The following is a 22,229-nucleotide window of genomic DNA, read 5'->3' as shown; positions in this document are numbered from 1 at the left end:
AAGCAGTGTCCGCCAGCGAGGCGAGCGTTACCCAGCACTTGATCGCGCTCGAAGACTACGAGGTCATCATCGTGGACACCGTACGGGGCCAGCTGCACGGCCGCACGCCACGCTAGTCAGTGGATCTAGACCGCGCCAAAGAGCTGAAAAGGGCGCTCATGGATGATCTGCTGAATTGCTAGACGCTTCTCCCACACCAAAATGCGGAGGAGAAAAATACCGCTCCGGGCAGCCGAAGAATATGTCTAGAGACTCCGGTTCCATCTCCCCCAAATGCCATGGAAGCAAATGACTTGACCCTGGTGGCCCGAAACGCCTCCACAACCTTGAGCTGCTCCCCGGCAATTAGGTCTTGCTCGTGGAGATTGACGCGACCGTCATCTCCACAGACAACGCGTCGGGCTGACCATGCCCGACCGGCCCAACGTCAACCTGCCACCGGGTCACGGCGTAACAATAGGCAAAAGTGGTGTAACTCTCGCGCTTCTTTGACATTCCCTTCAAACATTGCCTACTGTGTTCTACAACACAATCTACGCGCGTAGACAATGCGCGTAGAACCACTAACTAACGGCCCTTTAAACTTTATGGGCATGTCTCGATGGGGAGAACGATTTGAGCATCCTGGAGTCCATGTGCGGGGTCATGATCTTGGGGTCCGTCAACGTCGACACCTTCATTTATGTTGACGAGTTTCCGGCACCCGGCGAGACCATCCTGGCAATGGGCGGCGACATGGGTCTGGGTGGCAAGGGCGCAAACCAGGCAGTGGCCGCTTCATTGTTGGGAACACCCGTCGAATTCATTGGCCAGGTGGGCCATGACGGTTTCGCCGACTACATCCGCGGACAATTTGATGCCTACGGAATAGATGGACAGACCTTGGCAACGTCAGACTCGTATCCGACGGGTGCCGCCTACATCACGGTCAACAGCGCTGGGGAAAACACCATCTGCGTCGTATCAGGCGCGAACACGGGGATCGAGCCGCAGGATGTTCAAGCCCGTGTGCGGCAGCGCTTCGAAGCGAACCACGAAAATGGCACGATCGCATTGGCCCAAGGCGAAACAGACATCCGCCTCACCGAAACATTCGCCCACGAATGCTCTTCGCGTGGCGCCCGGTTCGTCCTGAACCTGGCACCTTTTGTGGCCCTCTCCCAAGCAACCCTCCATCTGGCCAACCCTTTGATCGTCAACGAAGGTGAAGCCCGGCAGCTGCTCGAGTCAGTCATCGGTGAATATGAAACCCTGACGGGCGTCGAATCCGCCCAAACGGCGGCACAAATTCTGGCAGCGCGGGTCTCGCCATCCGTCATCATCACCCTCGGCGCCGACGGTGCCGTCGCTGCTGAAGGCGACAGCAGCTGGCACCAGCCGGCACCGGTCCCGGAAAAGATTGAGGACACCACGGGCGCTGGAGACGCTTTTGTTGGTGCAGTCGTATCTGTTCTGGCACGTGGGGACTCCCTGCGTGAGGCGGTCCGTTGGGGAGTTGCCGCCGGTTCCATCGCCGTCGAGCGTCGCGGCACGACCAGTTCATACCCCACCTTGGCTCAATTGGAACTTTCACTGCTGTCCCACACCCCTGTGGGTGCCCCGTGACGGGGAAAAAATCGACCCGGGCGACCAGGGAGGATGTTGCCCGGCAAGCGGGCACCTCGGTTGCCGTCGTCAGTTACGTCGTCAACGGCGGCCCGCGGCCGGTCGCCGAGGCAACAAGGGACCGAGTCCTTGCCGCCATCGATTCCGTAGGCTACTCCCCCAACGGAATTGCCAAGGCGCTGGCCTCCGGGGTCAGCGGCGCGTATGGGCTTATCGTCCCGGATATCTCCAACCCGTTCTTTGCCGCCTTGGCCCATGAACTCGAGGAGGCGGTCGCAGCCGAAGGCAAGGTTCTGCTTCTCGGGGATTCTGCCGAGAGCAAGGAACGTGAAGAGACGCTGCTCAAGTTGTTCCTGCAACGGCAGATCGACGGAATCCTCTTCATCGGAGTGGATAGCAAACCCGATGTGCGTGCCGCTCTCAGGGCCGGCGTCCAGCTGGTCATCCTGGACAGGGTGGACAACGACGCCGGCGTTTCCTCAGTCGCGGTCGATAATATTGCCGGCTCTTATGCCGCCACGAACCACTTGATCGGGCACGGATACACGCGAATCGGCATTATTTCGGGCCCAGGCAACCTTTACACGGCCAGGGACCGCAACCTCGGCTGGGAAACGGCCATGGCCCAAGCACAATTGGAAGTGGACCCGCGTTGGCGGCTCGAGGAGAACTTTTCCCGCCACGGGGGACGGGAGGCCGGGCGCAGGCTGTTCTCCCTCCCCCAGCTTCCCGAAGCAGTCTTTGCCTCCAACGAACAACAGGCAGTAGGACTGCTGGCAGCGGCCGCCGAATTCGGCGTTCGTGTCCCCGAAGACCTCGCCATCATGACCTTTGATGGCACGGACGATTCGGAATATGCGACACCCGCGATTTCCACCGTCGTCCAGCCACTGAACGAAATCGCCAGGGTGGCAGTGAACCTGCTCGCCAGGCCACCGGGGCATGAAGTCGTCCAACACGAGTGCGACTTTACGCTCCGCCTCAGGCCGTCCTGCGGACCGCACGCCGGCCAACCAGTGCCGGACCACAATTGACCCGGCACCACGAAAACTTATCAACGCAAAGAATGCCGTTTCTTGCGGCACTCCCATCTAAAAAAGGTAACAAAATGAAAAATCAACGAGGATTTTCCGCCCTGATGCGCAGCTACGGACGCCTGACCATTTTCATGATTCCCATTGGCATCGCCACGAACTTCATTGGCGGGCAGATCGCCATTCTCCTCAAACTTCCCATGTATCTGGACAGCATCGGCACGATCTTGGTCGGTGCCCTGTGCGGCGGACTCCCAGGCGCCCTGGTCGGCCTGATCTCCAACCTCATCAACTCAATCACCTCGCCCACACTGGCACCCTTTGCCACGTTGAGCATCCTCTTCGGCTTCCTGGCCGGCTGGCTCTCCAAGCACGGAGTCTTCAAGAGCCTGTGGAAGACCCTGCTGTCATCTATTCCTTTTGCCTTGATCGGGAGCATCCTGGGAGGCCTCATCACCATCTGGGTCTTCGGCGGCCTCAGCGGCAGCGGCGGCGCCTTGATCGTCGGCGCACTTGTGGCGGCCGGTATGGACATTAACGCGGCCGTCTTCGCCTCCGGTGTCCCCATGGACTTCCTCGACAAAATCCCCACGGTCCTGGTGGTCTTCTTGATTCTCAAGCGGATCCCCACCCGCCTGTTCGTCAAGCTGCCCCTGGGCCACGTCTACCTCAACAAGGACAAGACCGCGTCCAAGAACCCTGCTGTCGCCGTCGTTGACGAAGAAGATGATGAATTGGCGCTGGGATAATGAGCACTCCCATCATTGACGAACTCGACCAGGAGTTCATTGACAGCTTCCGGTCCCCGGCATCGGCAGGCAACCGGATCCGGGACCTGAACCCCATCAGCTTCGCCGTCATCATGGTCGCCTGCGCGGTCGCCGCCGTAACACTGCCGGGGCCCTGGGGCCCAGCGGCCATCTGCCTCATCTACGTTGCCGTCTCGATCGCTGCGGGAGTGTCCAAGGCATTTCTACCGGCCTACGGCAAGCTCTTCGCCGTCGTCGGCCTAATCCTGTTCGTCCTCCGCGCAGCCTTCCTGCCCGGAGAACACGTCCTGCTTCGACTCGGGCCGATCGCCATCAGCGCCGAGGGCATCGCCCAGGGCCTGGACTTCGCGCTCGTGGTCATGGCACTGTGCGGCGCCATGACCTTATTCTTCACGGTCACCCCCATGAAGAATCTCATGCTGGCACTTGAACTGCGGGGTGTGACACCGCGGGCGACCTACGTCATCCTGGCCTCCTTCCAGGCCATCACGGACCTGGGAAAGAACACCAAAGTGGTCATGGACGCCCAGAAGTCTCGGGGTATCGAAACAGAGGGAGGGATGGTGGGCCGCGTCACGGCGTTCGTACCCATCCTTGCCCCGGTCTTTCTGGCGGCCATGAGCCAAACCGAGGAACGCGCCTTGGCCCTTGACGCCAGGGCATTCAACTCCCGGAGCAGGCATTCGTACCTCGTTAGCCTGCAGCCCGTCGGTGCCGCCGAAATTGCGTTGGTGTGCGCAGTAGCCGCTTGTGCCGTCCTTTCAATTGTTGGAGCTGCATTCATATGGAACTAGTGTCACTGCGGAACGTCGGATTTACTTATGCCTATGGCGACAAGCCCGCCCTCAACGACGTCTCCCTCACCATCGAGCCAGGCCTCCTCTACGGAGTGGTTGGCCTCAACGCCAGCGGCAAGAGCACCCTGTGCAGCGTGGTCCGCGGCATCATCCCCCACTTCCACCACGGTGAACTCACGGGGGAAGTAAAAATCAAGGGCAGGGACCTTTTGGAGTGGGACCCGGCTGAACTTTCAAAGTCAATCGGCTATGTTTTTCAGAACCCATTCACCCAGATCAGCGGGGTGAAGGACACTGTCTTTGAAGAAATCGCCCTGGGGCTTGAAAATCTGGGCGTCGATCGGGAAGAGATGATCGATCGCGTCACCACGGTCGTTCGTGAGCTCGGCCTGGAAGCGCTGATCCGCAAGAACCCAAACGAGCTCTCGGGCGGCCAGCGGCAAAAAGTTGCCTTTGCTTCCATCATCGCCATGGACGCTGACTTCATCATCATTGACGAGCCAACATCGCAACTGGACCCGGACGCGTCCGAGGCGGTTTTCGGCATCATCCGAAAGCTCAAGGAACGCGGCAAGTCCATCATTCTCGTCGAGCACAAGATTGACCTAATGGCCGAATACGCCGACCGCATCATCGTCATGAAGGCTGGACGCGTAGTCATGGAGGGCCCGGCCCGGGAAGTGCTGGTTTCCGACGAGCTCTCCCAGGCAGGCGTGCCATATCCCGAAGTCACCGAGTTGGCATTCGCTCTGGCCAACGCAGGCAAACCCTTGCGCTCGGTCCCCATCACCCGCGCCGAAGCCAGGGAACTGGTCTCGGCTCGAATCAAGGAGGCACCCCATGCCCATAGTGCTCTCTGACGCGTCGTTCTCCTACCCCGACGGTTCGCTGGCGGTGGACTCCGTAACCCTGAGAATCAACGACGGCGAACGCATCGCCATCGTCGGCCAAAACGGCGCGGGCAAGACGACAACGGTCAAAATGATGAACGGTTTGCTCAAGCCAAGCAGCGGATCCGTCACGGTCGATGGCCTCGCCACAACGGATCAGACCACGGCAACCACCGCTCGAACCGTCGGCTACGTGTTCCAAAACCCTGACGACCAAATCTTTGGCAGCGACGTTCAGGGAGAACTGGAGTACATGCCTAAGTACCTCAAATGGGATGCCGAAGTGACCGAACAGCGCGTTGGTCGGGCCGCCAAGATGACCGGGATCCGCCGATTCTTGAAGGTCAATCCCAATGACCTGCCGTTCGCCATCAAAAAGTTCGTCGCCATTGGCGCCATCCTCGTGGGGGATTGCAAATACGTGATTCTGGACGAGCCGACGGCCGGCCTCGACGACCGTGGCCTGAAGCTGCTCAATCGCATGATGGACCAGTTAGAGGCCGAAGGCGTTGCCGTCATCGCCATCACCCATGACATGCGCTTCGTCGTCGACTCATTCACCCGCGTCGTGGCCATGGCGAACCGGAAGATCATCGCCGACGGCAGCTGTGAGGAAGTCTTCGGCAACGACGATGTCCTGAGCCGGGCCAAGTTGAAACGGCCGGAAGTCCCCCAGCTGGCGCGCGAGCTCGGCCTCAGCACCACGGCCCTCCACTTGAACGCCGTCGTCGCCCTGATCCGCTAAGCCACAGGTCGGGCACCGGCCCGCCCTGTGGTGACCAGACCGGCGCCGCCGCGTCCGACTACCGCCCCCAATGAAGGGAAATCCATGAAGAATGTCATCCTCGACGTTGACACGGGCAACGACGACGCCGTCGCAATCATGATGGCGGCACTGCACCCAGACATCCGGCTGGTGGGCTGCACTACCGTTGCCGGAAACCTGCCGGTCGAAAACACCACCGACAACACCCTGCGCGTGCTCAGCCACATTGGCCGCGACGATGTTCCGGTCTACCGCGGTTTGGCAAAGCCGTTTGCACCCCACCCGTTCCCCGTCCCGGAAGGCTTCACAAGTTCGGCGACCCCGGTCCACCAGGAACAGCTGGCACTGCCCGAAGCCACAACGCGGGCCCAGACTGCCACCGCCGTCGAATGGCTCGTCGAAACACTGAGGGGTGCTACGCAAAAGGTCACTCTGATACCGGTTGCCCCCCTGACGAATATCGCCGCCGCCATCACCGTAGCCCCCGAGATCATCCACGCCGTGGAAGAAATCGTCATCATGGGCGGCTCGGCCACACACGGCAACGAAACCTCCCAGGCCGAATTCAACATCTACAAGGACCCCGTCGCCGCACAGGTCGTCTTCAATGCCGGATTTGAGCGGCTGGTCCTGGTAACCCTGGACGCAACCCGCAAGGCCCTCGTCTCCGACATCCAGTGCCAGGAATTGGCTGCCCTTGGCAGCCCGGCCGCACTTGCGACCGCACAAATCCTGGACTACTACATCCGCGGCAATGACACCCAATCGGTCGCAGCTGTCCATGACGCGCTGTGCGTCGCCTACGCCATCGATCCAACTGTCATAGGCGTGCAACGCCTCAACGTGGACGCAGACACAGTTGGATTTCACACATACGGGCGAACGATCGTTGACCTCAAGGGGATCAGTGGCCGGCCACCCAACGCCTTCGTAGCCCTCGATGCCGATCCCGGAAAATTCTATGAGCTGCTCAAGCACACCGTTTCCCGCACAACCGCCACAGCGCGATAGCCACCCCACCACAGAAAGAAGGAACAAACCATGAAGCACACCATCATGATGGATGTAGACACAGGAATCGACGATGCCATGGCCATCATGTTCGCCGTCAAGAACCCAGACATCGACGTTCTGGCGATCAGCTGCGTGTCGGGCAACGTCGGACTGGACAGCGTGGTGGAAAATACGCTCAAGATTCTCGATGCCGTTGAAGCCCCCGATATTCCCGTGGCCGGCGGTGCAACCCGGCCGATCATCGAAAAGGCCCGAAGCGCCGCCTACGTACACGGAGAAGATGGACTCGGCAACGTCAACCTACCGGCGACCAAGCGCAGGCCACTACCCGTGCACGCCGTTGAAATGATGCGCCAAGTCCTAACAGACGCACCCGAGCCGATCACCCTCGTGGCCCTCGCCCCGCTGACCAACATTGCCCTACTGCTCCGCACCTACCCCGAATGTACCGCCAAAATCGACCGCATCCTCTTCATGGGCGGCTCGGCATCCGTCGGCAACGCTACCGCCGTGGCCGAATTCAACATCTGGCACGACCCCGAAGCCGCCCACATGGTCCTCAACAGTGGCGTACCGCTGACCATGTACGGCCTGGATGTGTTCAACACCGTCGGCCTTGATGCCGAATCGGTGCAGAAACTGGCCGGATCCGACAACGCTGTGGCAAAGGTGCTCGGCGGCTTGCTGGCCTTCCGCGTACCGGGACCCGAAGGCGAACCGGACCGCGCGTTCAGCCTCATCGGGGATGCCGGTGCAGTATGCGCGCTGGTCGCCAACGAGCTAATGCATAGTGAAACCTGCCCGGTGCAGGTCCAGCTCGCGCCCGGGGACAGCCGCGGCCAGACCATCGTCGACCGTCGCGTGCACATCGGCGAAGACACTATCCACGGCACCGCCGGCCAATGGCCGACGGCCGACGTCATCTTCAGCGCCGACATCCCCAAAGTCCTTGACCTGTTCCTCTCAACGCTGGGCGTGCAACCAGTGGCAGTCTGACCATTTACCGGGATCGGCCGGGCGGACACGCCTGGCCGATCCCACCGGGGACATCAGAAGTGCGACAAGGAGCCCGGCATGCGAGTTCGTGAATCGGACCGCACGAAGTCACCTTGACGCAGCCAGTACCCTAGTCAAAACGGGCACCTCATGCTCTCAAATGCCAGTTACAGACCACAATTTCAACACAGGTGGCCTCACTCACCACGCGCCATTACGGGACTAAAGTCAATATCCGCTGTCAGCCGGACACATGAGCGACCGCTGCTTAAACGAGGTGGCTGGCAAAATGGAAGGAACATGTGAGACAGCGGGGGCGGCCGTTGTGCGTTTGGTGGCACCGGCGTCGGCCGTTTCCGGCGTCTGGCCCCGCTGTCGCAAGGGCACGTGGATATGGGCATTGCTCCACCAGCGGCATGGGCAAGCGATGTCCTGCGCCGGCGCCCGACCGAGGTCCCCTATTTTCTGGGGATGGCTTCCCCTGTGCGGGCGCGCCGCCGGCTGGTGTCCGCGCCAAGCGTTTCGGAGAATTCCAGGGCAACCGCCGCCGTGAGGACCCCCGCCTGTTCCAGGTGCCGTCCAAACCGCTGCTTGGGTGCGCTGACGTTAAACGTGGCAACGATGCGCTGCTTGAAGTCATAGACGGGAGCTGACACCCCTACCACGCCGGATTCAAATTCTTCATCAACAACTGCATACCCCCGCTCGTGTATCCGTGCCATCTCGGCTTGAAAGTCGGCGTAGGACTGGATCTTGTTGGAAACCCGCACGGGAGGCACCGAGGAGCTTTGCCCCATCAAAAGTGCCGCCGGTTCTGTGGTTGGGTGGTTTATCGTCGCGTTGGTTTCGTACCAGTCGCGAAGGGCGTCTTCGTCCCAGTCGCTGACAAGTACCCGCCCGGACGAAGTTCCCCACGCGTCAACGCTCACGCCCTCCCAGCCAAGGGCCCGGTAGGTGTGGTTGGACATTTCACTCTTCAAGGTCAGGACCGTGCCCCCGCGTAGCACGCACAGGTGTGTTGTCTCATGGGTTGTCATGGCTATGCGTTTGAGAAACGGCGTGGCCGCGCCGACCATGTGCGCCTCGGCGGTCTTGGCCGCCAGGGCATAGAGGCCGTAGCCGAGGCTGTATTGGAGCGTGTCGGCATCCCGGGTGACCAGCCCTGCTTCTGCAAGGGTGGCAAGGGTGCGTGAAACCTGGGCCTTGTCGCGGCCAGCCAGCTCGGAGACTTTACTGACACCCAGCCCGGACATGGCAAGGGCCTGGGGTGATCCGAGGATCTCCAATAGTTCCAGGTCCCGCCGAAGCCCCGATGAGTTTCGCCGCGCAGGACGCGCCTCGGGATGTGTTTGAAGTTTGCTCACGTTCCCACACTAACCACTTCGCGTTGACATATCAACAACAGCTATTGTGCATACTGAACCAACAACGTACTTTGGTGATGTGGCTCACGGAATGCCGGGGCCAATCCTTAACCCAATGAAGCGAAAAGGAGGATCACTTTGGACAACTCGTTCTTCACGCGGTTGGGTTCATTTCTTTCCACAAGATCTGCCGACATTGCAGCATCCGCCACGGAACATCTCGTCGTCGTTCTTGTGTCACTGCTGATTGCAACGGTCATCGGCGTCGGGATCGGCATTCTGGTCTGGGACCGGCCCATCTCCCGGTCCCTGGCCATTGCATCCGCCGGCGTCGGACTGACCATTCCGTCCATGGCACTGCTGGCCCTCCTCATCCCGATTCTGGGCCTTGGCTGGCTTCCCACCATTGTTGGGCTTGCCTTCTATGCCCTGCTGCCCATCATCCGAAACACCGTCGTCGGTCTTCAGGAAGTCCCGGCCGCGGTGAGCGAATCGGCCCGCGGCATGGGCATGGGGACCACCAAGACCCTGTTCCTGGTCCAGCTCCCCATGGCCTGGCCGGTTGTCCTCACCGGGGTTCGCGTCTCGGCGCAGCTGACCATGGGGATCGCGGCCATCGCGGCCTACGTGGGTGGGCCGGGACTTGGAGAAATGATCTTCAAGGGGCTTTCCAGCCTGGGCTCCAGGAACGCCGTCAACTACGCCGTCGTGGGAACCGCCGGCGTCATCATTCTCGCCCTGCTTCTGGATGCCGCGTTTGTCGCCATCCGCCGCCTCACTACCTCAAGGGGACTTCGTGTCTGAACAAACCAACCGTCCGTCCGCCGGCGCAAGGATCATCCTTGAGGACATCACCAAGGTCTATCCCGGCCAGCAAGCCCCCGCCGTGGAAGCGTTCTCCATGGACATTGCCCCCGGCGAGCTGATCATGTTCGTCGGGCCCTCCGGCTGCGGCAAGACCACCACGATGAAGATGATCAACCGAATCATCGAACCGTCCTCCGGATCCATCACCATCGACGGCGAGGACGTCCTGTCGTTGGAACCAAATCAACTGCGCAGGCGCATTGGCTATGTCATCCAGCAAATAGGACTGTTTCCCCACATGACCATCGCAGAAAATATTGCGATCGTCCCCAAACTTCTAGGATGGGACAAGAAGCGCACCCGCGACCGCGTCGAAGAGCTGTTGGCAGTGGTTGAACTGGACCCGAAATCCTTCGCCTCACGCTATCCTCGGCAGCTATCCGGCGGCCAGCAACAACGTGTGGGAGTGGCACGGGCACTGGCTGCAGACCCGCCCGTGATGCTCATGGACGAACCGTTTGGCGCAACCGACCCCATCACCCGGGAAAAACTGCAGACCGAATTCCTTCGCCTGCAGGAAAAACTGAGCAAGACCATCGTCTTCGTCACCCACGACTTCGACGAGGCCGTACGGATGGGAGACCGCATTGCGGTACTCTCCGAACGCTCGCAAATCGAACAGTTTGACACGCCCGCCAATATTCTCGCCAACCCCGCCAACCCCTATGTGTCACAATTCGTCGGCCACGGAGCCGCCCTCAAACGCCTTGGCCTCATTCCCGTCAACCAAGCCACCCTGGGGCCCCACATCACCTCCCGTGGCGCCCTGGATGTGAACATCGGCGATTCACTGCGCAATGCCCTCGATTCCCTCGTCCTCTCAGGAGGCGCCCCCGTCGCCGTCGTCGACAACAACGGCCGCCCGGTCGGATCCATTGACATCGAGAGGATCTCCGCCGCCCTCGGAGGGGAATTCCTCCCGGAGTCCATCATCGGGGTGCGGCAATGAGCGTGCAGGCAAGCCGGGACATCGCCACAGCGTTCGGAACAGCCTCCAACCGCCGCGGCAAGTACTTCTCGGTAAAACGGTTCGGCACGCCAGTGGTGATCGTCGTCGTACTGGCCGTCCTCTTCTGGTGGTTGTCCTCGCTGACCCTGGACTCCATCGAGCAGCGCACACTGAACTGGCCCTACCTCTGGGAACGGACCTACGAGCACCTGCGCCTGACCGTGATTGCCTCCGCAATCATCGCGGTCATTGCCATCCCGGCCGGCATCATCCTCAGCCGTGTCCGTTCCAAAGTTGTACACGCTGTTGTCTTCAGCATCGCCAACATCGGCCAGTCCACTCCCGCGATCGGCCTGGTAATCCTGCTGGCCATCGTCTGGGAAACCGGCTTCAAGGTGGCACTGATCGGCCTGGTCGCCTACTCCGTCCTTCCGGTCCTGCGAAACACGCTGGTCGGGATCCAGCAAATCGATGCCAGCCTCACCGAAGCGGCGCGCGGAATGGGCATGAAACCCCTCCAGGTGCTCCTGCGGATTGAGCTGCCGCTCGCCGTCCCCGTCATCATCGCCGGACTGCGCACGGCGTTGGTGTTCTGTGTGGGCGTCGCCACCGTCGCCACCTTCATCAACGCCGGCGGCCTCGGCGACATGATCGTCAACGGCCTCAAGCTCCAGCGCTGGCCCGTACTCGTCACCGGGGCCGTCGTCGTCTCCTGCATTGCCCTGGCCATCGACTGGCTCGCCGGCCTGGCCGAGGACCTCATCAAGCCCAAGGGCACCTAAAGCCAACTCCTGGCACAAACCTGCCACCTCCTGCACCCTCCGCATTCGACCGCAGACACTACCGCCTGCCCCAACAGCAAAGGATCCACCATGAAAAAGCCACTCCTCGCCATTATGGCAACCGGCGTCGCCGCCCTGCTCTCCCTCACAGCCTGCGGCGGAAGCACCCAGGCCCAGACCGACTCCAAGGGCACCGAACTCGCCGGGCTGACCGGGGTCATCGGCGCAAAGGACTTCTCGGAGCAGTACATCCTGGCCAACATCACAGCCCAGCTGCTGAACGCCCACGGTGCCAAGATGGACACCAACACCAGCATCGTTGGCTCCGCAAACGTCCGGACCGCCCTGGAAAGCAACAAGATTTCAGGGTACTGGGAGTACACGGGCACCTCGTGGATCACTTACAACAAGAAGACTGAACCCATCAAGGACAAGCAGAAAATGTTTGATGCAGTCAAGGCCGCCGATGCCGCCAAGGGCATCGCCTGGCTGGCCCCGGCACCGCTGAACAACACCTACGCACTCGCGATCCGGCAGAGCAAGGCACAGGAACTGGGCGTCAAGACGCTCTCCGACATCGCCAAACTGCCCGCCAGCGAGCAGACGTTCTGCCTCGAAAGTGAATTCTCCACCCGCGACGACGGCTGGCCGGGCCTGAAGAAGGAATACGGCTTCAGCCCCAACGCCAAGGTATCCATGCTCGACACCGGCGTCATCTACACCGCCACGCAGAAGGGACAGGACTGCAATTTTGGCGAGGTCTTCCAAACTGACGGCCGCATCCCGGCCCTGAAGCTGACCGTCATGCAGGACGACAAGCAGTTCTTCCCCATCTACCAGGGTGCCTTCACCATCAAGGCCGACATACTCGCCAAATATCCGGCCATTGCCGACATCATCGCCAAGGTCTCCCCCAGGCTGACCACCGAAGTCATGCAAACCCTCAATGCCAAGGCCGACGTCGACGGCGACGAGCCGGCAAAGATCGCCACGGACTGGCTCAAGTCGGAAGGCCTGATCTAACCATGGGAAAGCAAGCACAACCGGTGCAGCTGGGCGAATCGTTCATCGGCGACGGCTCAAACGCCGCGCACGTCAACACCGTCTTCGGCCACCGCGACGGCCCCGTCGGAACGGCATGGGCCACAGCCCTGGCAACGCCCAGCGCCGGACACGTACCCTTCGTCACGGTCCTGCGCCCGTCCCTGCCCGTCAAGCCGTACACCCTTTTCGTCACCAAGGCCGCACCCGCCAATGACACCCACGGCAACCTGATTTGGGGAGCCGCCCAGGCAGGGATAGCTGCCGGCGTGGCGGACGCCCTGGCCAACGGCACCATCAGCGAGGACGAGGCTGACACCCATGCAATCGTCGCCGCCGTCTGGGTCAACCCCTCCGCCGACGACGAGGAGGCCGTGTACCGCAACAACCGCGAATCCGTCCGCACAGCACTTGAAAACGGGGCCCGGCAACTGCCGTCCACCACAGCGGTCATTGAGGCCCGCAACTCCCCCTCAAACCCGTTCTTCACCCCCAAGGCAGGCAACAAATGAAGATCACCGCCATACGCCTGACCCGCATGGTCCTGCCGCTGGACCCGCCTTTCAACGCCGCCTGGGACCCGGAGCCCCGGACATCATTCCCCGCAACACTGGTGGAAGTGGAAACGGACGAAGGAGTCACAGGTGTCGGGTCCGGGGACACCATGGACGGCTTTGAAGCCTACGAACACCTGTTCATCGGCACCAATCCCCTGGCCATTCTCAACCAGGTCCGCCGCATTGAGACCATCAATTTTCATGGCGGGCGTTACTGGCCCCTGGAAGCCGCCCTGTGGGACATCATTGGCCAGGTGGCCGGCCTGCCCGTGGCCACGCTATTTGGCGGAGCGCGTGACAAACTCATCGCGTACGCTTCCTGCGGGGAATTGAAGACACCTCCTGCCCGTGCGGAGTCTGCCATCAAGGCCAAGGAGCGCGGCTTCAAGGCCATGAAGATCCGCATTTCCCGCGACCACTTGGAGGAAGGCGTCGCCGCGGTCCGGGCCGCCCGCGAGGCCGTTGGCGGTGACTTCGACTTGATGGTTGACCTCAACCAGATGTGGCGGATGAGCGGTGACATTGAACCGGCCCTGGAACTTGCAAAGGTCCACCGGTTGGCAGCCCAGCTGGCCGAACTGAACGTCCGCTGGCTCGAGGAGCCCCTGCCCCAGTCGGATGTCAGGGGTGCCCAGCGCGTTCGCGAACAGACCGGCATCCAGGTCTCAGGCGGTGAAATGGTGCGCAGCATGCCGGAAATGATGGCCTTGATTGAAGCCGACGCCTACGACATCTACCAGCCGGACGTGGCCTTGTCAGTGGGCATGTACCGTGCCCGCCAGGTGGCCGAAACGGCAAACCTCAAACACCGGGCCTTCACCCCGCACACGTGGAGCAACGGCCTTGGCCTGCTGGCAAACCTCCACGTTGCCGCCGGCGTGGATGCCGGCCCGTACCTGGAATTCCCCTACGACCCGCCAGGCTGGACACCGGAGCGCCGCGACTTCTTCATGGAACCTCTCCACACCGACGCCGACGGATACCTGCGGGTTCCGGACCGGCCGGGCCTGGGGGCCACCATTGATTACGGCGCCGTCGAGAAATACAAGATCTAGGAAGATTCACCATGACCACAAAACAAGGATGGATCCAACGGGCCGCGACACTCAAGCCTTCGTCTGGGCTCTACATCGACGGCGCCTTCCGCAGCGCACGGGACGGCCAAACCTTCCCCACGGTCTCCCCCCGCGACGGGACGGTCACGGCCCACATCGCCGCGGCCGGCGAGACTGACGTCGACGACGCGGTCACCGCCGCGCACCGCGCCTACGAAGCGGGTGCCTGGTCTCGGACGGACCGCCGGTACCGCCAGGACGTCCTGGTCCGGCTCTCCGAGCTCATCCTGGAAAACGTGGAAGAGCTGGCGCTGCTGGAATCAACCGACACCGGCCACCCCATCTCCGATGCACTGGGCGTTGACGTCCCCAGCTGCGCCCGAACCTTCCGCTGGTACGCCGAAGCCCTCGACAAGGTGTATGACGACGTCGCCCCGACCCCGCGCAACGCCCTGGCCATCATCTCCCGCGAGCCCCTCGGCGTGATTGGCGCAGTGGTCCCGTGGAACTACCCCTTGATCATCTCCGCATGGAAGGTCGCCCCTGCCCTGGCCGCGGGCAATTCCGTTGTCCTCAAGCCTTCGGAGCAGACCAGCCTGAGCGCCCTCCGCCTCGCCGAGCTGGCCACCGAAGCCGGAGTTCCCGCCGGCGTTTTCAACGTCATCCCCGGGCTGGGCCACGTGGCAGGTGCCGCCCTGGGCCGGCACCCGCTCGTGGACAAGATCACGTTCACCGGCTCGCCCGAAGTGGGACGCTACTTCCAGCTCTACGCCTCCGAATCCAACGGCAAGCAGGTGGCCCTGGAACTCGGCGGCAAGTCGCCACAGGTGGTCCTCCACGACGTGGGCGACATCAAGGCCTGCGCTTCCGCCGTCGCCTGGGGCATCTTCTACAACGCCGGCCAAACCTGCCACGGCGGGTCCCGGCTGCTGGTCGACGAACGGGTCCACGACGAGCTCCTGGCTGAAGTCATCAAGGTGGGGCGGTCCCTGAAACTGGGCGACCCGCTGGATCCCGAAACACAAATCGGGACCATCATTGACGACACCCAACTCCAAAGCATCCTGGGGTACTACAAGGTGGCCGAGGCCGAGGGCATCACCGTCGCCTCCGGCGGCACCCAGGTAAGGCCCGACGGCGTCGAAGGCGGCTACTATCTGGAACCGACGGTGCTGGACGGCGTTGACAACGCCGGGCGGATCGGCCAGGAAGAAATCTTTGGGCCAGTCCTTGCCGTGAGCACCTTCCGCGGTGCAGCCGAAGGCATCCGCCTGGCCAATGAATCCAAATACGGACTGGCTGCAAGCATCTGGACCCAGGACATCACCACAGCCCACACCGCCGCCCGGGAGCTGCGTGCAGGGACCGTGTGGGTCAACACCTTCGACGTCGCCGACATCATTACCCCCTTCGGAGGGTTCAAGGAGTCAGGGTTCGGCCGTGACCGGTCCCTGCACGCCCTCGATGCCTATTCGGCACTAAAAACCACATGGATCCACTTGGGCGACGCGCCCCTCGGCGACGACTAACCCTCCAGGAAATGAGAAATGACGCAATGACCGCAACAGAAGTAACCACCCCGATGCCGGTGCAGGAACAATTCACCCCCGCCACCGCCACCATCGGATTCATCGGCCTTGGCAACATGGGCTCGGGCATGACCAAAAATCTCCAGGCGTCCGGTTTCAAGCTGGTCGTCAACGACGTCCGCAAGGATGCCGCCGCGGCACTGATCTCCAACGGCGCCCGCTGGGCCGACACGGCCGCAGAAGTCGCAGCAACAACGGACGTCGTGATCACCATGCTCCCCACCCCCAAGCACGTTGAGGCCGTGGCCGCCGGCCCCGGCGGCATCCTGGAAGGAATGCCCGACGGCGGGACCTGGGTCGACATGTCCACCTCGGTCCCCGACGTGGCAAACCGCGTCCGCGAATCCGTGGCCGGCCGCGGAATCCGCGTCCTGGACGCCCCCGTCAGCGGCATGTCCGTGGGGGCCGCCAAGGGAATGCTTCAGATCTTCATCGGCGGCGACGCCTCCGACGTCGACCGGCTGCGCCCGGTGTTCGAGGCCATGGGCGATCCGGAACGTATCCAGCACGTGGGCAGCCACGGTGCCGGATACGCAGTCAAGCTCATGATCAACCAGCTGTGGTTCTCCCACCTTGTTGCCACCGCAGAAGTCCTCAGCACCGGCGTGAAGGCCGGGGTCGACTTGGAAGTGCTGCGCCAGGCCCTGATTGCAAGCCCCGCCAATTCAAACTTTGTCCAAAACGACGTCCTCTCGATCCTCCACCACGGCGACTACGACGAGGGGTTCGCCATCGCCCTGGCCTGCAAGGACCTGGGGCTCTCCGTCGACCTGGCACGCTCCGTCGGTGTCCCCGTGGAACTGTCCTCCCTCGTGGAACAGCTGTACCGCCGGGCCAAGGCCCTATACGGCGACCGGGCCGGCGAGATGACGCCGGTCAAACTCTACGAAGACGCCATCGGCACGCAGCTGCGCACCGCAGCGGAAGGAAACTGAAATGCAAACCCCATTGCTGGTCCACGCCGACCTTGCCTCGACCGAACTGACCCTGGACCCCAAGCCGACCGCCTACTTTGGCCGGGGCAGGGTCGCCGAAGTCGGCGGCATCGTCACCGCACTTGGCGCAACGCACGCCCTCATCGTCACCGACCCCTTCCTCGCCACGACCGACGTCGCCGCCGCCGTCCGCGCCTCCCTGGAAGGCGCCGGCCTGGCCGTCAGCATGTTCGACGGCGTGACCCCCAACCCGACCACCACCTGTGTTGACGCCGGCTCAGACCTCGCCGCAGCGTCCGGGATCGACGTCCTGGTCGCCGTCGGCGGAGGCTCGTCCATGGATGCCGCGAAAGGCATCTCCCTCGGCGCCGTGAACAGCGCACGCGGCGCCGGCCTGGACTACACAAACTCCTTCGAAAAGCCCGCACTGCCCATCGTGGCCGTACCCACCACGGCCGGCACGGGAGCTGAAGTCAACGCCTTTGGTGTTGTCACCGACGTCGAAGCCCACCGGAAGTTCTACGTGGGTCACGACTCCGCCCTCCCCAAGGCCGCCATCCTTGACCCGGAACTGACGCTTGGCCTGCCACCCAAGGCAACGGCAGCAACGGGCATGGACGCGCTCACCCACGCCATCGAATCGTACAGCTCAATCCGGCCCAACCCATTCTCCGACGGCATTGCCCTGCAGGTCGTAGCCATGGTCGCCGAATTCCTGCCCCGCGCAGTTGCAGACGGTTCCGACATCGAGGCCCGTTCCCAGCTGCTCCTGGCCTCCCACATAGCCGGCGTCGGCTTCTCCCACACCGGCCTGGGGCTGGTCCATGCCATCGGCCACCCCTTGGGCGGCCGCTTCAACATTCCCCACGGACTGGCCCTGTGCCTGGTCATTGAGGACGTACTGCGGTTCAACCTGCGCACCAGGCTGGACAGGACCGCCCGCCTGGCCTTTGCCCTCGGCGTTGGCAACACCGCCGCCTCCACGGAGGAAAACGCTGAATCCGCCATTGCGGCCGTGGCATCTCTGGCCGCCCAGGTGGGCATGACCGGCAGGCTCTCCGACTTCGGCGTGAGCGCAACCGACCTGGACACCTTGGTCGCAGACACCCTGGCAGATTCGGTCATCAACAACACCCCCGTCCCCCCGACGGCTGACGAAGTCCTCACAATCTTGAAGAAGGCCCTGTAAATGACATTCAACCTTGACCTTGACCCGGCCACCACCGCGGGCCCGGCACTCTCCGAGGAGGCCTTCGTCGCCACCTTGCCAAAACAGCTGTACATCGATGGTGCCTGGACCGACTCATCCGACGGCGGCACCTCGGACGTGGAAGACCCGTCCACCGGCGCCCTGCTGGCCCGCATCGCCGACGCAACCCCCGAGGACGGCCTGAGGGCACTGGACGCGGCAGCGCGGGTGCAAAGTTCCTGGGCCGCCACTCCCCCGCGCCAACGGGGCGAAATCCTCCGCCGCGCCTTTGAAATCGTGACCGCCCGCGCCGATGACTTTGCCCTGGTCATGACACTTGAGATGGGCAAGCCCCTGGCCGAGTCCCGAGGCGAGGTTGCCTACGGTGCGGAGTTCCTGCGCTGGTTCTCCGAGGAAGCAGTCCGAATATCCGGCCGGTACTCCATGGCACCCGACGGCAACTCCCGGCTCCTGGTCTCCAAACGGCCGGTGGGGCCGTGCCTGTTCATCACGCCCTGGAACTTCCCACTGGCCATGGCCACACGAAAAATTGCCCCCGCCATCGCTGCCGGATGCACGATGGTGCTCAAGCCCGCCAACCTGACGCCCCTGACCGCACTCTTGATCACCCAAGTGTTCGAGGAGGCAGGACTTCCCGCCGGTGTGTTGAACGTCATTCCCACCAGCCGGCCCGGCGAAGTGACCGGACCCCTGATCCGCGATCCACGGCTGAGAAAACTCTCCTTCACCGGGTCCACCGGGGTCGGTCGCCAGCTCATCGCCGACTCCGCCCACCAGGTGCTGCGCACCTCCATGGAACTTGGCGGAAATGCCCCCTTCCTCGTATTCGAGGATGCCGACCTGGACGCCGCCGTCGACGGCGCCATGGTGGCCAAATTGAGGAACATGGGCGAAGCCTGCACCGCAGCAAACCGGTTCATCGTCCACGAATCCATCGCCGCCGAATTCAGCCAGCGCCTGGCCCGCCGGATGGCAGGGCTCCTGCTGGGACGCGGCTCCGCCGAAGGAACCAACATCGGCCCGCTCATCGATGCCAAAAGCCGGGCAAAGGTCGAAGACCTCGTCCAGGACGCCGTCGACGGAGGCGCCAAGATCCTCACAGGAGGCGTGGCGGCCGCCGGAGATGGGTACTTCTACCCGCCCACAGTCTTGGTGGACGTGCCGGAATCGGCGCGAATCCTCCAGGAAGAAGTGTTTGGGCCGGTGGCGCCCGTCATTAGCTTCCGCACGGAAGGAGAGGCAATCGCCTTGGCCAATGACACCGAGTTCGGCCTGGTCGCCTACGGATACACGAACAATCTCAACCGCGGCCTGCGCCTCTCGGAACAAGTGGATGTTGGCATGTTCGGCCTCAATACGGGCATAGTCTCCAATCCTGCCGCCCCATTTGGCGGTGTCAAGCAATCCGGCCTGGGCCGTGAAGGCGGCGCCGAAGGCATCGAAGAGTACCTGGAAACACGATACATAGGCATCGCGGACCCGTCCTGATGAGAATACTGGTTACGGGCGGCACCAGTGGAATCGGTGCCGCCCTGGTCCGTGAATCCCTCCTGGCAGGGCACTTAGTCTTCACCACGGGCAGGCACCAAGACAGGCTGGCGCGCTTCCTTGAGTCCTGCGCCCCGCTCGGCCACGTGGACGGGGTGATGGCCGACGCCGGAGACTGGCACCAGTCCCTGGCCTCTGTCGAACAGGCCATTGACTTCATGGGCGGAATCGACGTGGCAGTGGCCAACGCAGGCTTCTCCGTCGGGGGCGACCTCCTGGATGGCGACCCCGAACAGTGGCGGGACATGATATTGACCAATGTCTACGGCCCCGCCATCCTGGCCAAGGCGTCCCTGCCGCAGCTCACCGCCAACCGCGGCACCATGGTCTTCATTGGCAGCACCGCCGGCCGGAAGGTCTACCCGGGAAATCTGTACACGGCCACCAAATGGGCTGTAACGGGTCTGGCCGAATCCCTGCGTCAACAGCTCGTTGGGACCGGCGTGAGGGTTTTGAACATCGCACCGGGCCACGTAGACACTGCGCTGTGGACAGAGACCCCCGACGCTGCAATCGAACCCGAGACAGTGGCAAAGGCCATGCTCTGGGGACTGTCGCAGCCAGCCAGCGTCGACGTCTCTGACATCACCTTGCGGGCCACCGGCCAGGAATTCTAGGCCCCTACGACAAGACGCCAAGATGCCTGGGCCGTGGAAGGGACCAGAACGAAATTGACCACGAGTGGAGCAAGTTCTTGAAAGCAGCACTGCTACGTCGGCCCGACGTGCTGATGGTCATTACCTCAGCACCGGCCTATGTTGCCACGGCCGAAGTCATCAAGGTAGTCAGCCCCCTGAACCTGACACCGCTCAGATTCCTGCTGTCAGCGTTAGTCCTGGGCTCCTACTTCCTCATCACGAAGCGGAGGATTGTCCTCAGACCTCCCAACGCACCAAGAGTATTCGGCATAGTCATTCTCGGCTACGGCGTCTACGTCACGCTGCTCAACCTCGGACAAAGCACGGTATCCGCCGGAACAACAAGCATGTTGGTCAATACGGCACCAGTGTTTGCCTTCATTCTGGCCCGTGTGTTCTTGAAGGAGCGCACGTCCCGGGTCGGGCTTATCGGGTTGGCGACGGCGGTCCTGGGGACAGTGATTGTGACACTCTCCGGATCCACCGCCCTTGGATTCGATAGAAACGCACTGCTCATAGTGGCAGCCGCCCTTGCCCTTGGAATCTTCCTCATACTGCAACAGCCGGTCTTTGCCGCCATTCCACCTGTCGAGCTGGTATTTTGGGGGTGCCTCGTCGGAGGCCTGGCAACACTTCCATTTGCAGATTTCAACATCCACCTTGAAACATGGGCGCCCTCAACTCACGTAGCCTTGGCCGTCTTGGTCATCTTCAGCACGGTGCTGGCCTGTACCTATTGGAATATCTCACTCGCGGCGACAAGTGTGGCCACGGGAGGCTCTCTCCTGTTTGCGATTCCGGTATTTTCTGTCGTCCTGGGGTGGCTGCTGCTGGGACAAGTCCCCTCCACCGGTGCCATTCTTGGAGGTGCCATCGCCCTCGGGGGTGTCGCGATCCTCGGGCGGCAGGGCACTGTCAACCGTGCTAATGCCCCACATGAACCAGACGTGAAGTGCACGTAACCGTGCGGTGCCGCATCTACTCTTCCGCGCTTCCCTCGTAGCGCTCGACACGGCGACTGGTCAGCAAGGGGATGATCTGGCCGGCACCAATGCGCTGAAAGTGTTCCGAGTCCCGGTGTCGTTCGAATCCGGCGGCATCGACATAGCGCTCCAAAATCACGATATGTTCAGGATCCTCCCCATTCTGGAAGAATTCGTAAGACAGGTTCGCCGGTTCCTGACGACTGGCTCGGGCCAGCTCTGCCAACAGGGCCAGGACAGCGCGGACTTGGTTGGGGCGGGCGAAATAGTGGGCAATAACCTGATAATGCGTAGCGGTCACTTCAGCCGTCTTTCGTGGGGTTTACTCTCCAATTCAGTCTCGCACGAAGTTCTCATGGCCGTCGGTTCGAGTCCGCCCCGGGGCACCAATGTGGCCTTGGCCTGCGGTTATGTCCCGCAGGCAGCGCGTATTTCAGTCCAACTCTCCATCTAGTCCCCCAATTCAGCAAAAGAATCTTCCGATTTGACTCCCCTTTTCCCTGGGTTGGACTCCCTCTTTTGGCGCCTGGAGAAATAGAATTCGACGGAGCCCGAGACGATTGCAGGGCCGCCCAGGCCGTCAAACCCGGCTGGACGGCCTCCTCACGGGCCCTACCCATTCATGAAACGAAGCCGTTGTCATTGCCAACCCTATCTGTGGCAATTGAGTCTGTGCGGCGTGCCCGCCACCCCCGGTCCGACCGTGCTGTCCCTGCCCTGATGCAGTGGGAGCGGGCGGGGATCAGTTGGACGGGAAGTTGTAGCTGGCGTCGGAGGCGTGGGAGGGTTCGGGCCAGCGGGAGGTGACCACCTTGGCGCGGGTGTAGAAGGCCACGCCT

General features: G+C 62.3%; 22 protein-coding genes. 20 read left to right on the top strand and 2 right to left on the bottom strand.

From position 1 onward, the window contains the following. Nucleotides 1-615: 615 nt before the first annotated feature. From G6N77_RS14670 to G6N77_RS14635, 8 genes are all read left to right on the top strand, one after another. Complete coding sequence (locus G6N77_RS14670; RefSeq protein ID WP_165182914.1) at nucleotides 616-1,605, top strand: ribokinase; 990 nt, start codon at nucleotides 616-618, stop codon at nucleotides 1,603-1,605. Then, nucleotides 1,602-2,639 (top strand): LacI family DNA-binding transcriptional regulator, encoded by a 1,038-nt coding sequence (locus G6N77_RS14665; RefSeq protein ID WP_165182913.1) that lies wholly within the window; start codon nucleotides 1,602-1,604, stop codon nucleotides 2,637-2,639. Before G6N77_RS14670 ends, G6N77_RS14665 begins: the two co-directional genes overlap by 4 nt. A 74-nt stretch (nucleotides 2,640-2,713) precedes the next feature. Next, the gene (locus G6N77_RS14660; RefSeq protein WP_165182912.1) at nucleotides 2,714-3,388 is read left to right on the top strand and encodes an ECF transporter S component; all 675 of its coding nucleotides are present in this window, start codon (nucleotides 2,714-2,716) and stop codon (nucleotides 3,386-3,388) included. Continuing rightward, nucleotides 3,388-4,203, top strand: coding sequence for an energy-coupling factor transporter transmembrane component T (locus tag G6N77_RS14655; protein ID WP_165182911.1), 816 nt, complete (start codon nucleotides 3,388-3,390; stop codon nucleotides 4,201-4,203). The genes G6N77_RS14660 and G6N77_RS14655 overlap by 1 nt, the downstream gene beginning before the upstream one ends. Continuing rightward, complete coding sequence (locus tag G6N77_RS14650; protein ID WP_165182910.1) at nucleotides 4,194-5,066, top strand: energy-coupling factor ABC transporter ATP-binding protein; 873 nt, start codon at nucleotides 4,194-4,196, stop codon at nucleotides 5,064-5,066. The genes G6N77_RS14655 and G6N77_RS14650 overlap by 10 nt, the downstream gene beginning before the upstream one ends. Continuing rightward, complete coding sequence (locus tag G6N77_RS14645; RefSeq protein WP_165182909.1) at nucleotides 5,047-5,841, top strand: energy-coupling factor ABC transporter ATP-binding protein; 795 nt, start codon at nucleotides 5,047-5,049, stop codon at nucleotides 5,839-5,841. Before G6N77_RS14650 ends, G6N77_RS14645 begins: the two co-directional genes overlap by 20 nt. A gap of 84 nt (nucleotides 5,842-5,925) precedes the next feature. Next, entirely contained in the window at nucleotides 5,926-6,873 is a 948-nt protein-coding gene (locus G6N77_RS14640) for a nucleoside hydrolase (RefSeq protein ID WP_165182908.1), read from the top strand. A 30-nt stretch (nucleotides 6,874-6,903) separates the two neighbouring features. Then, nucleotides 6,904-7,872 (top strand): nucleoside hydrolase, encoded by a 969-nt coding sequence (locus tag G6N77_RS14635; protein ID WP_165182907.1) that lies wholly within the window; start codon nucleotides 6,904-6,906, stop codon nucleotides 7,870-7,872. Between the two features lie 458 nt (nucleotides 7,873-8,330). On the opposite strand, the gene G6N77_RS14630 is transcribed toward G6N77_RS14635, so the two are convergent. Beyond that, a complete protein-coding gene (locus G6N77_RS14630) occupies nucleotides 8,331-9,236 on the bottom strand; it encodes an IclR family transcriptional regulator (protein ID WP_306986751.1) in 906 nt (301 codons plus the stop codon). A 138-nt stretch (nucleotides 9,237-9,374) separates the two neighbouring features. On the opposite strand from G6N77_RS14630, the gene G6N77_RS14625 reads away from it, so the two are divergent. The 12 genes from G6N77_RS14625 (at nucleotide 9,375) to G6N77_RS14570 (ending at nucleotide 21,369) form a co-directional block, all read left to right on the top strand. Further along, nucleotides 9,375-10,040 (top strand): ABC transporter permease, encoded by a 666-nt coding sequence (locus G6N77_RS14625; RefSeq protein WP_370875202.1) that lies wholly within the window; start codon nucleotides 9,375-9,377, stop codon nucleotides 10,038-10,040. Continuing rightward, nucleotides 10,033-11,052, top strand: a complete 1,020-nt coding sequence (locus G6N77_RS14620; protein ID WP_165182906.1) for an ABC transporter ATP-binding protein — start codon at nucleotides 10,033-10,035, stop codon at nucleotides 11,050-11,052. Before G6N77_RS14625 ends, G6N77_RS14620 begins: the two co-directional genes overlap by 8 nt. After that, a complete protein-coding gene (locus tag G6N77_RS14615) occupies nucleotides 11,049-11,834 on the top strand; it encodes an ABC transporter permease (RefSeq protein WP_165182905.1) in 786 nt (261 codons plus the stop codon). The genes G6N77_RS14620 and G6N77_RS14615 overlap by 4 nt, the downstream gene beginning before the upstream one ends. 90 nt (nucleotides 11,835-11,924) lie before the next feature. Continuing rightward, nucleotides 11,925-12,857, top strand: coding sequence for a glycine betaine ABC transporter substrate-binding protein (locus G6N77_RS14610; RefSeq protein ID WP_165182904.1), 933 nt, complete (start codon nucleotides 11,925-11,927; stop codon nucleotides 12,855-12,857). Between the two features lie 2 nt (nucleotides 12,858-12,859). Next, the gene (gene fae, locus G6N77_RS14605; protein ID WP_165182903.1) at nucleotides 12,860-13,387 is read left to right on the top strand and encodes a formaldehyde-activating enzyme; all 528 of its coding nucleotides are present in this window, start codon (nucleotides 12,860-12,862) and stop codon (nucleotides 13,385-13,387) included. Further along, on the top strand, nucleotides 13,384-14,487 hold the full coding sequence (locus G6N77_RS14600; RefSeq protein WP_165182902.1) for a mandelate racemase/muconate lactonizing enzyme family protein: 1,104 nt from the start codon (nucleotides 13,384-13,386) through the stop codon (nucleotides 14,485-14,487). The genes fae and G6N77_RS14600 overlap by 4 nt, the downstream gene beginning before the upstream one ends. A gap of 11 nt (nucleotides 14,488-14,498) precedes the next feature. Then, nucleotides 14,499-16,016 (top strand): aldehyde dehydrogenase, encoded by a 1,518-nt coding sequence (locus G6N77_RS14595; RefSeq protein WP_165182901.1) that lies wholly within the window; start codon nucleotides 14,499-14,501, stop codon nucleotides 16,014-16,016. 26 nt (nucleotides 16,017-16,042) lie between these two features. Beyond that, a complete protein-coding gene (locus G6N77_RS14590; RefSeq protein ID WP_240902207.1) occupies nucleotides 16,043-17,011 on the top strand; it encodes an NAD(P)-dependent oxidoreductase in 969 nt (322 codons plus the stop codon). A gap of 1 nt (nucleotide 17,012) precedes the next feature. Beyond that, the gene (locus G6N77_RS14585; RefSeq protein WP_165182899.1) at nucleotides 17,013-18,200 is read left to right on the top strand and encodes an iron-containing alcohol dehydrogenase family protein; all 1,188 of its coding nucleotides are present in this window, start codon (nucleotides 17,013-17,015) and stop codon (nucleotides 18,198-18,200) included. Further along, complete coding sequence (locus G6N77_RS14580; protein ID WP_165182898.1) at nucleotides 18,201-19,709, top strand: NAD-dependent succinate-semialdehyde dehydrogenase; 1,509 nt, start codon at nucleotides 18,201-18,203, stop codon at nucleotides 19,707-19,709. Continuing rightward, nucleotides 19,709-20,386 (top strand): SDR family oxidoreductase, encoded by a 678-nt coding sequence (locus G6N77_RS14575; RefSeq protein WP_240902205.1) that lies wholly within the window; start codon nucleotides 19,709-19,711, stop codon nucleotides 20,384-20,386. The genes G6N77_RS14580 and G6N77_RS14575 overlap by 1 nt, the downstream gene beginning before the upstream one ends. 77 nt (nucleotides 20,387-20,463) lie before the next feature. Beyond that, complete coding sequence (locus G6N77_RS14570; protein ID WP_165182897.1) at nucleotides 20,464-21,369, top strand: DMT family transporter; 906 nt, start codon at nucleotides 20,464-20,466, stop codon at nucleotides 21,367-21,369. A 16-nt stretch (nucleotides 21,370-21,385) separates the two neighbouring features. Here the strand turns inward: G6N77_RS14570 and G6N77_RS14565 are convergent, their stop codons facing one another. Beyond that, a complete protein-coding gene (locus G6N77_RS14565; protein ID WP_165182896.1) occupies nucleotides 21,386-21,691 on the bottom strand; it encodes a putative quinol monooxygenase in 306 nt (101 codons plus the stop codon). Nucleotides 21,692-22,229 lie beyond the last annotated feature (538 nt).

The organism is Arthrobacter silviterrae (assembly GCF_011045165.1).
Classification (GTDB): domain Bacteria; phylum Actinomycetota; class Actinomycetes; order Actinomycetales; family Micrococcaceae; genus Specibacter; species Specibacter silviterrae.
This window is presented reverse-complemented; position numbering and strand designations above follow the sequence as displayed.

Bases quoted from the DNA above. Each gene is read 5' to 3' on its own strand.
- G6N77_RS14660 (WP_165182912.1), top strand. From the start codon at position 2,714: ATGAAAAATCAACGAGGATTTTCCGCCCTGATGCGCAGCTACGGACGC.
- G6N77_RS14655 (WP_165182911.1), top strand. From the start codon at position 3,388: ATGAGCACTCCCATCATTGACGAACTCGACCAGGAGTTCATTGACAGC.
- G6N77_RS14650 (WP_165182910.1), top strand. From the start codon at position 4,194: ATGGAACTAGTGTCACTGCGGAACGTCGGATTTACTTATGCCTATGGC.
- G6N77_RS14645 (WP_165182909.1), top strand. From the start codon at position 5,047: ATGCCCATAGTGCTCTCTGACGCGTCGTTCTCCTACCCCGACGGTTCG.
- G6N77_RS14640 (WP_165182908.1), top strand. From the start codon at position 5,926: ATGAAGAATGTCATCCTCGACGTTGACACGGGCAACGACGACGCCGTC.
- G6N77_RS14635 (WP_165182907.1), top strand. From the start codon at position 6,904: ATGAAGCACACCATCATGATGGATGTAGACACAGGAATCGACGATGCC.
- G6N77_RS14615 (WP_165182905.1), top strand. From the start codon at position 11,049: ATGAGCGTGCAGGCAAGCCGGGACATCGCCACAGCGTTCGGAACAGCC.
- G6N77_RS14610 (WP_165182904.1), top strand. From the start codon at position 11,925: ATGAAAAAGCCACTCCTCGCCATTATGGCAACCGGCGTCGCCGCCCTG.
- fae (WP_165182903.1), top strand. From the start codon at position 12,860: ATGGGAAAGCAAGCACAACCGGTGCAGCTGGGCGAATCGTTCATCGGC.
- G6N77_RS14600 (WP_165182902.1), top strand. From the start codon at position 13,384: ATGAAGATCACCGCCATACGCCTGACCCGCATGGTCCTGCCGCTGGAC.
- G6N77_RS14595 (WP_165182901.1), top strand. From the start codon at position 14,499: ATGACCACAAAACAAGGATGGATCCAACGGGCCGCGACACTCAAGCCT.
- G6N77_RS14590 (WP_240902207.1), top strand. From the start codon at position 16,043: ATGACCGCAACAGAAGTAACCACCCCGATGCCGGTGCAGGAACAATTC.
- G6N77_RS14585 (WP_165182899.1), top strand. From the start codon at position 17,013: ATGCAAACCCCATTGCTGGTCCACGCCGACCTTGCCTCGACCGAACTG.
- G6N77_RS14580 (WP_165182898.1), top strand. From the start codon at position 18,201: ATGACATTCAACCTTGACCTTGACCCGGCCACCACCGCGGGCCCGGCA.
- G6N77_RS14575 (WP_240902205.1), top strand. From the start codon at position 19,709: ATGAGAATACTGGTTACGGGCGGCACCAGTGGAATCGGTGCCGCCCTG.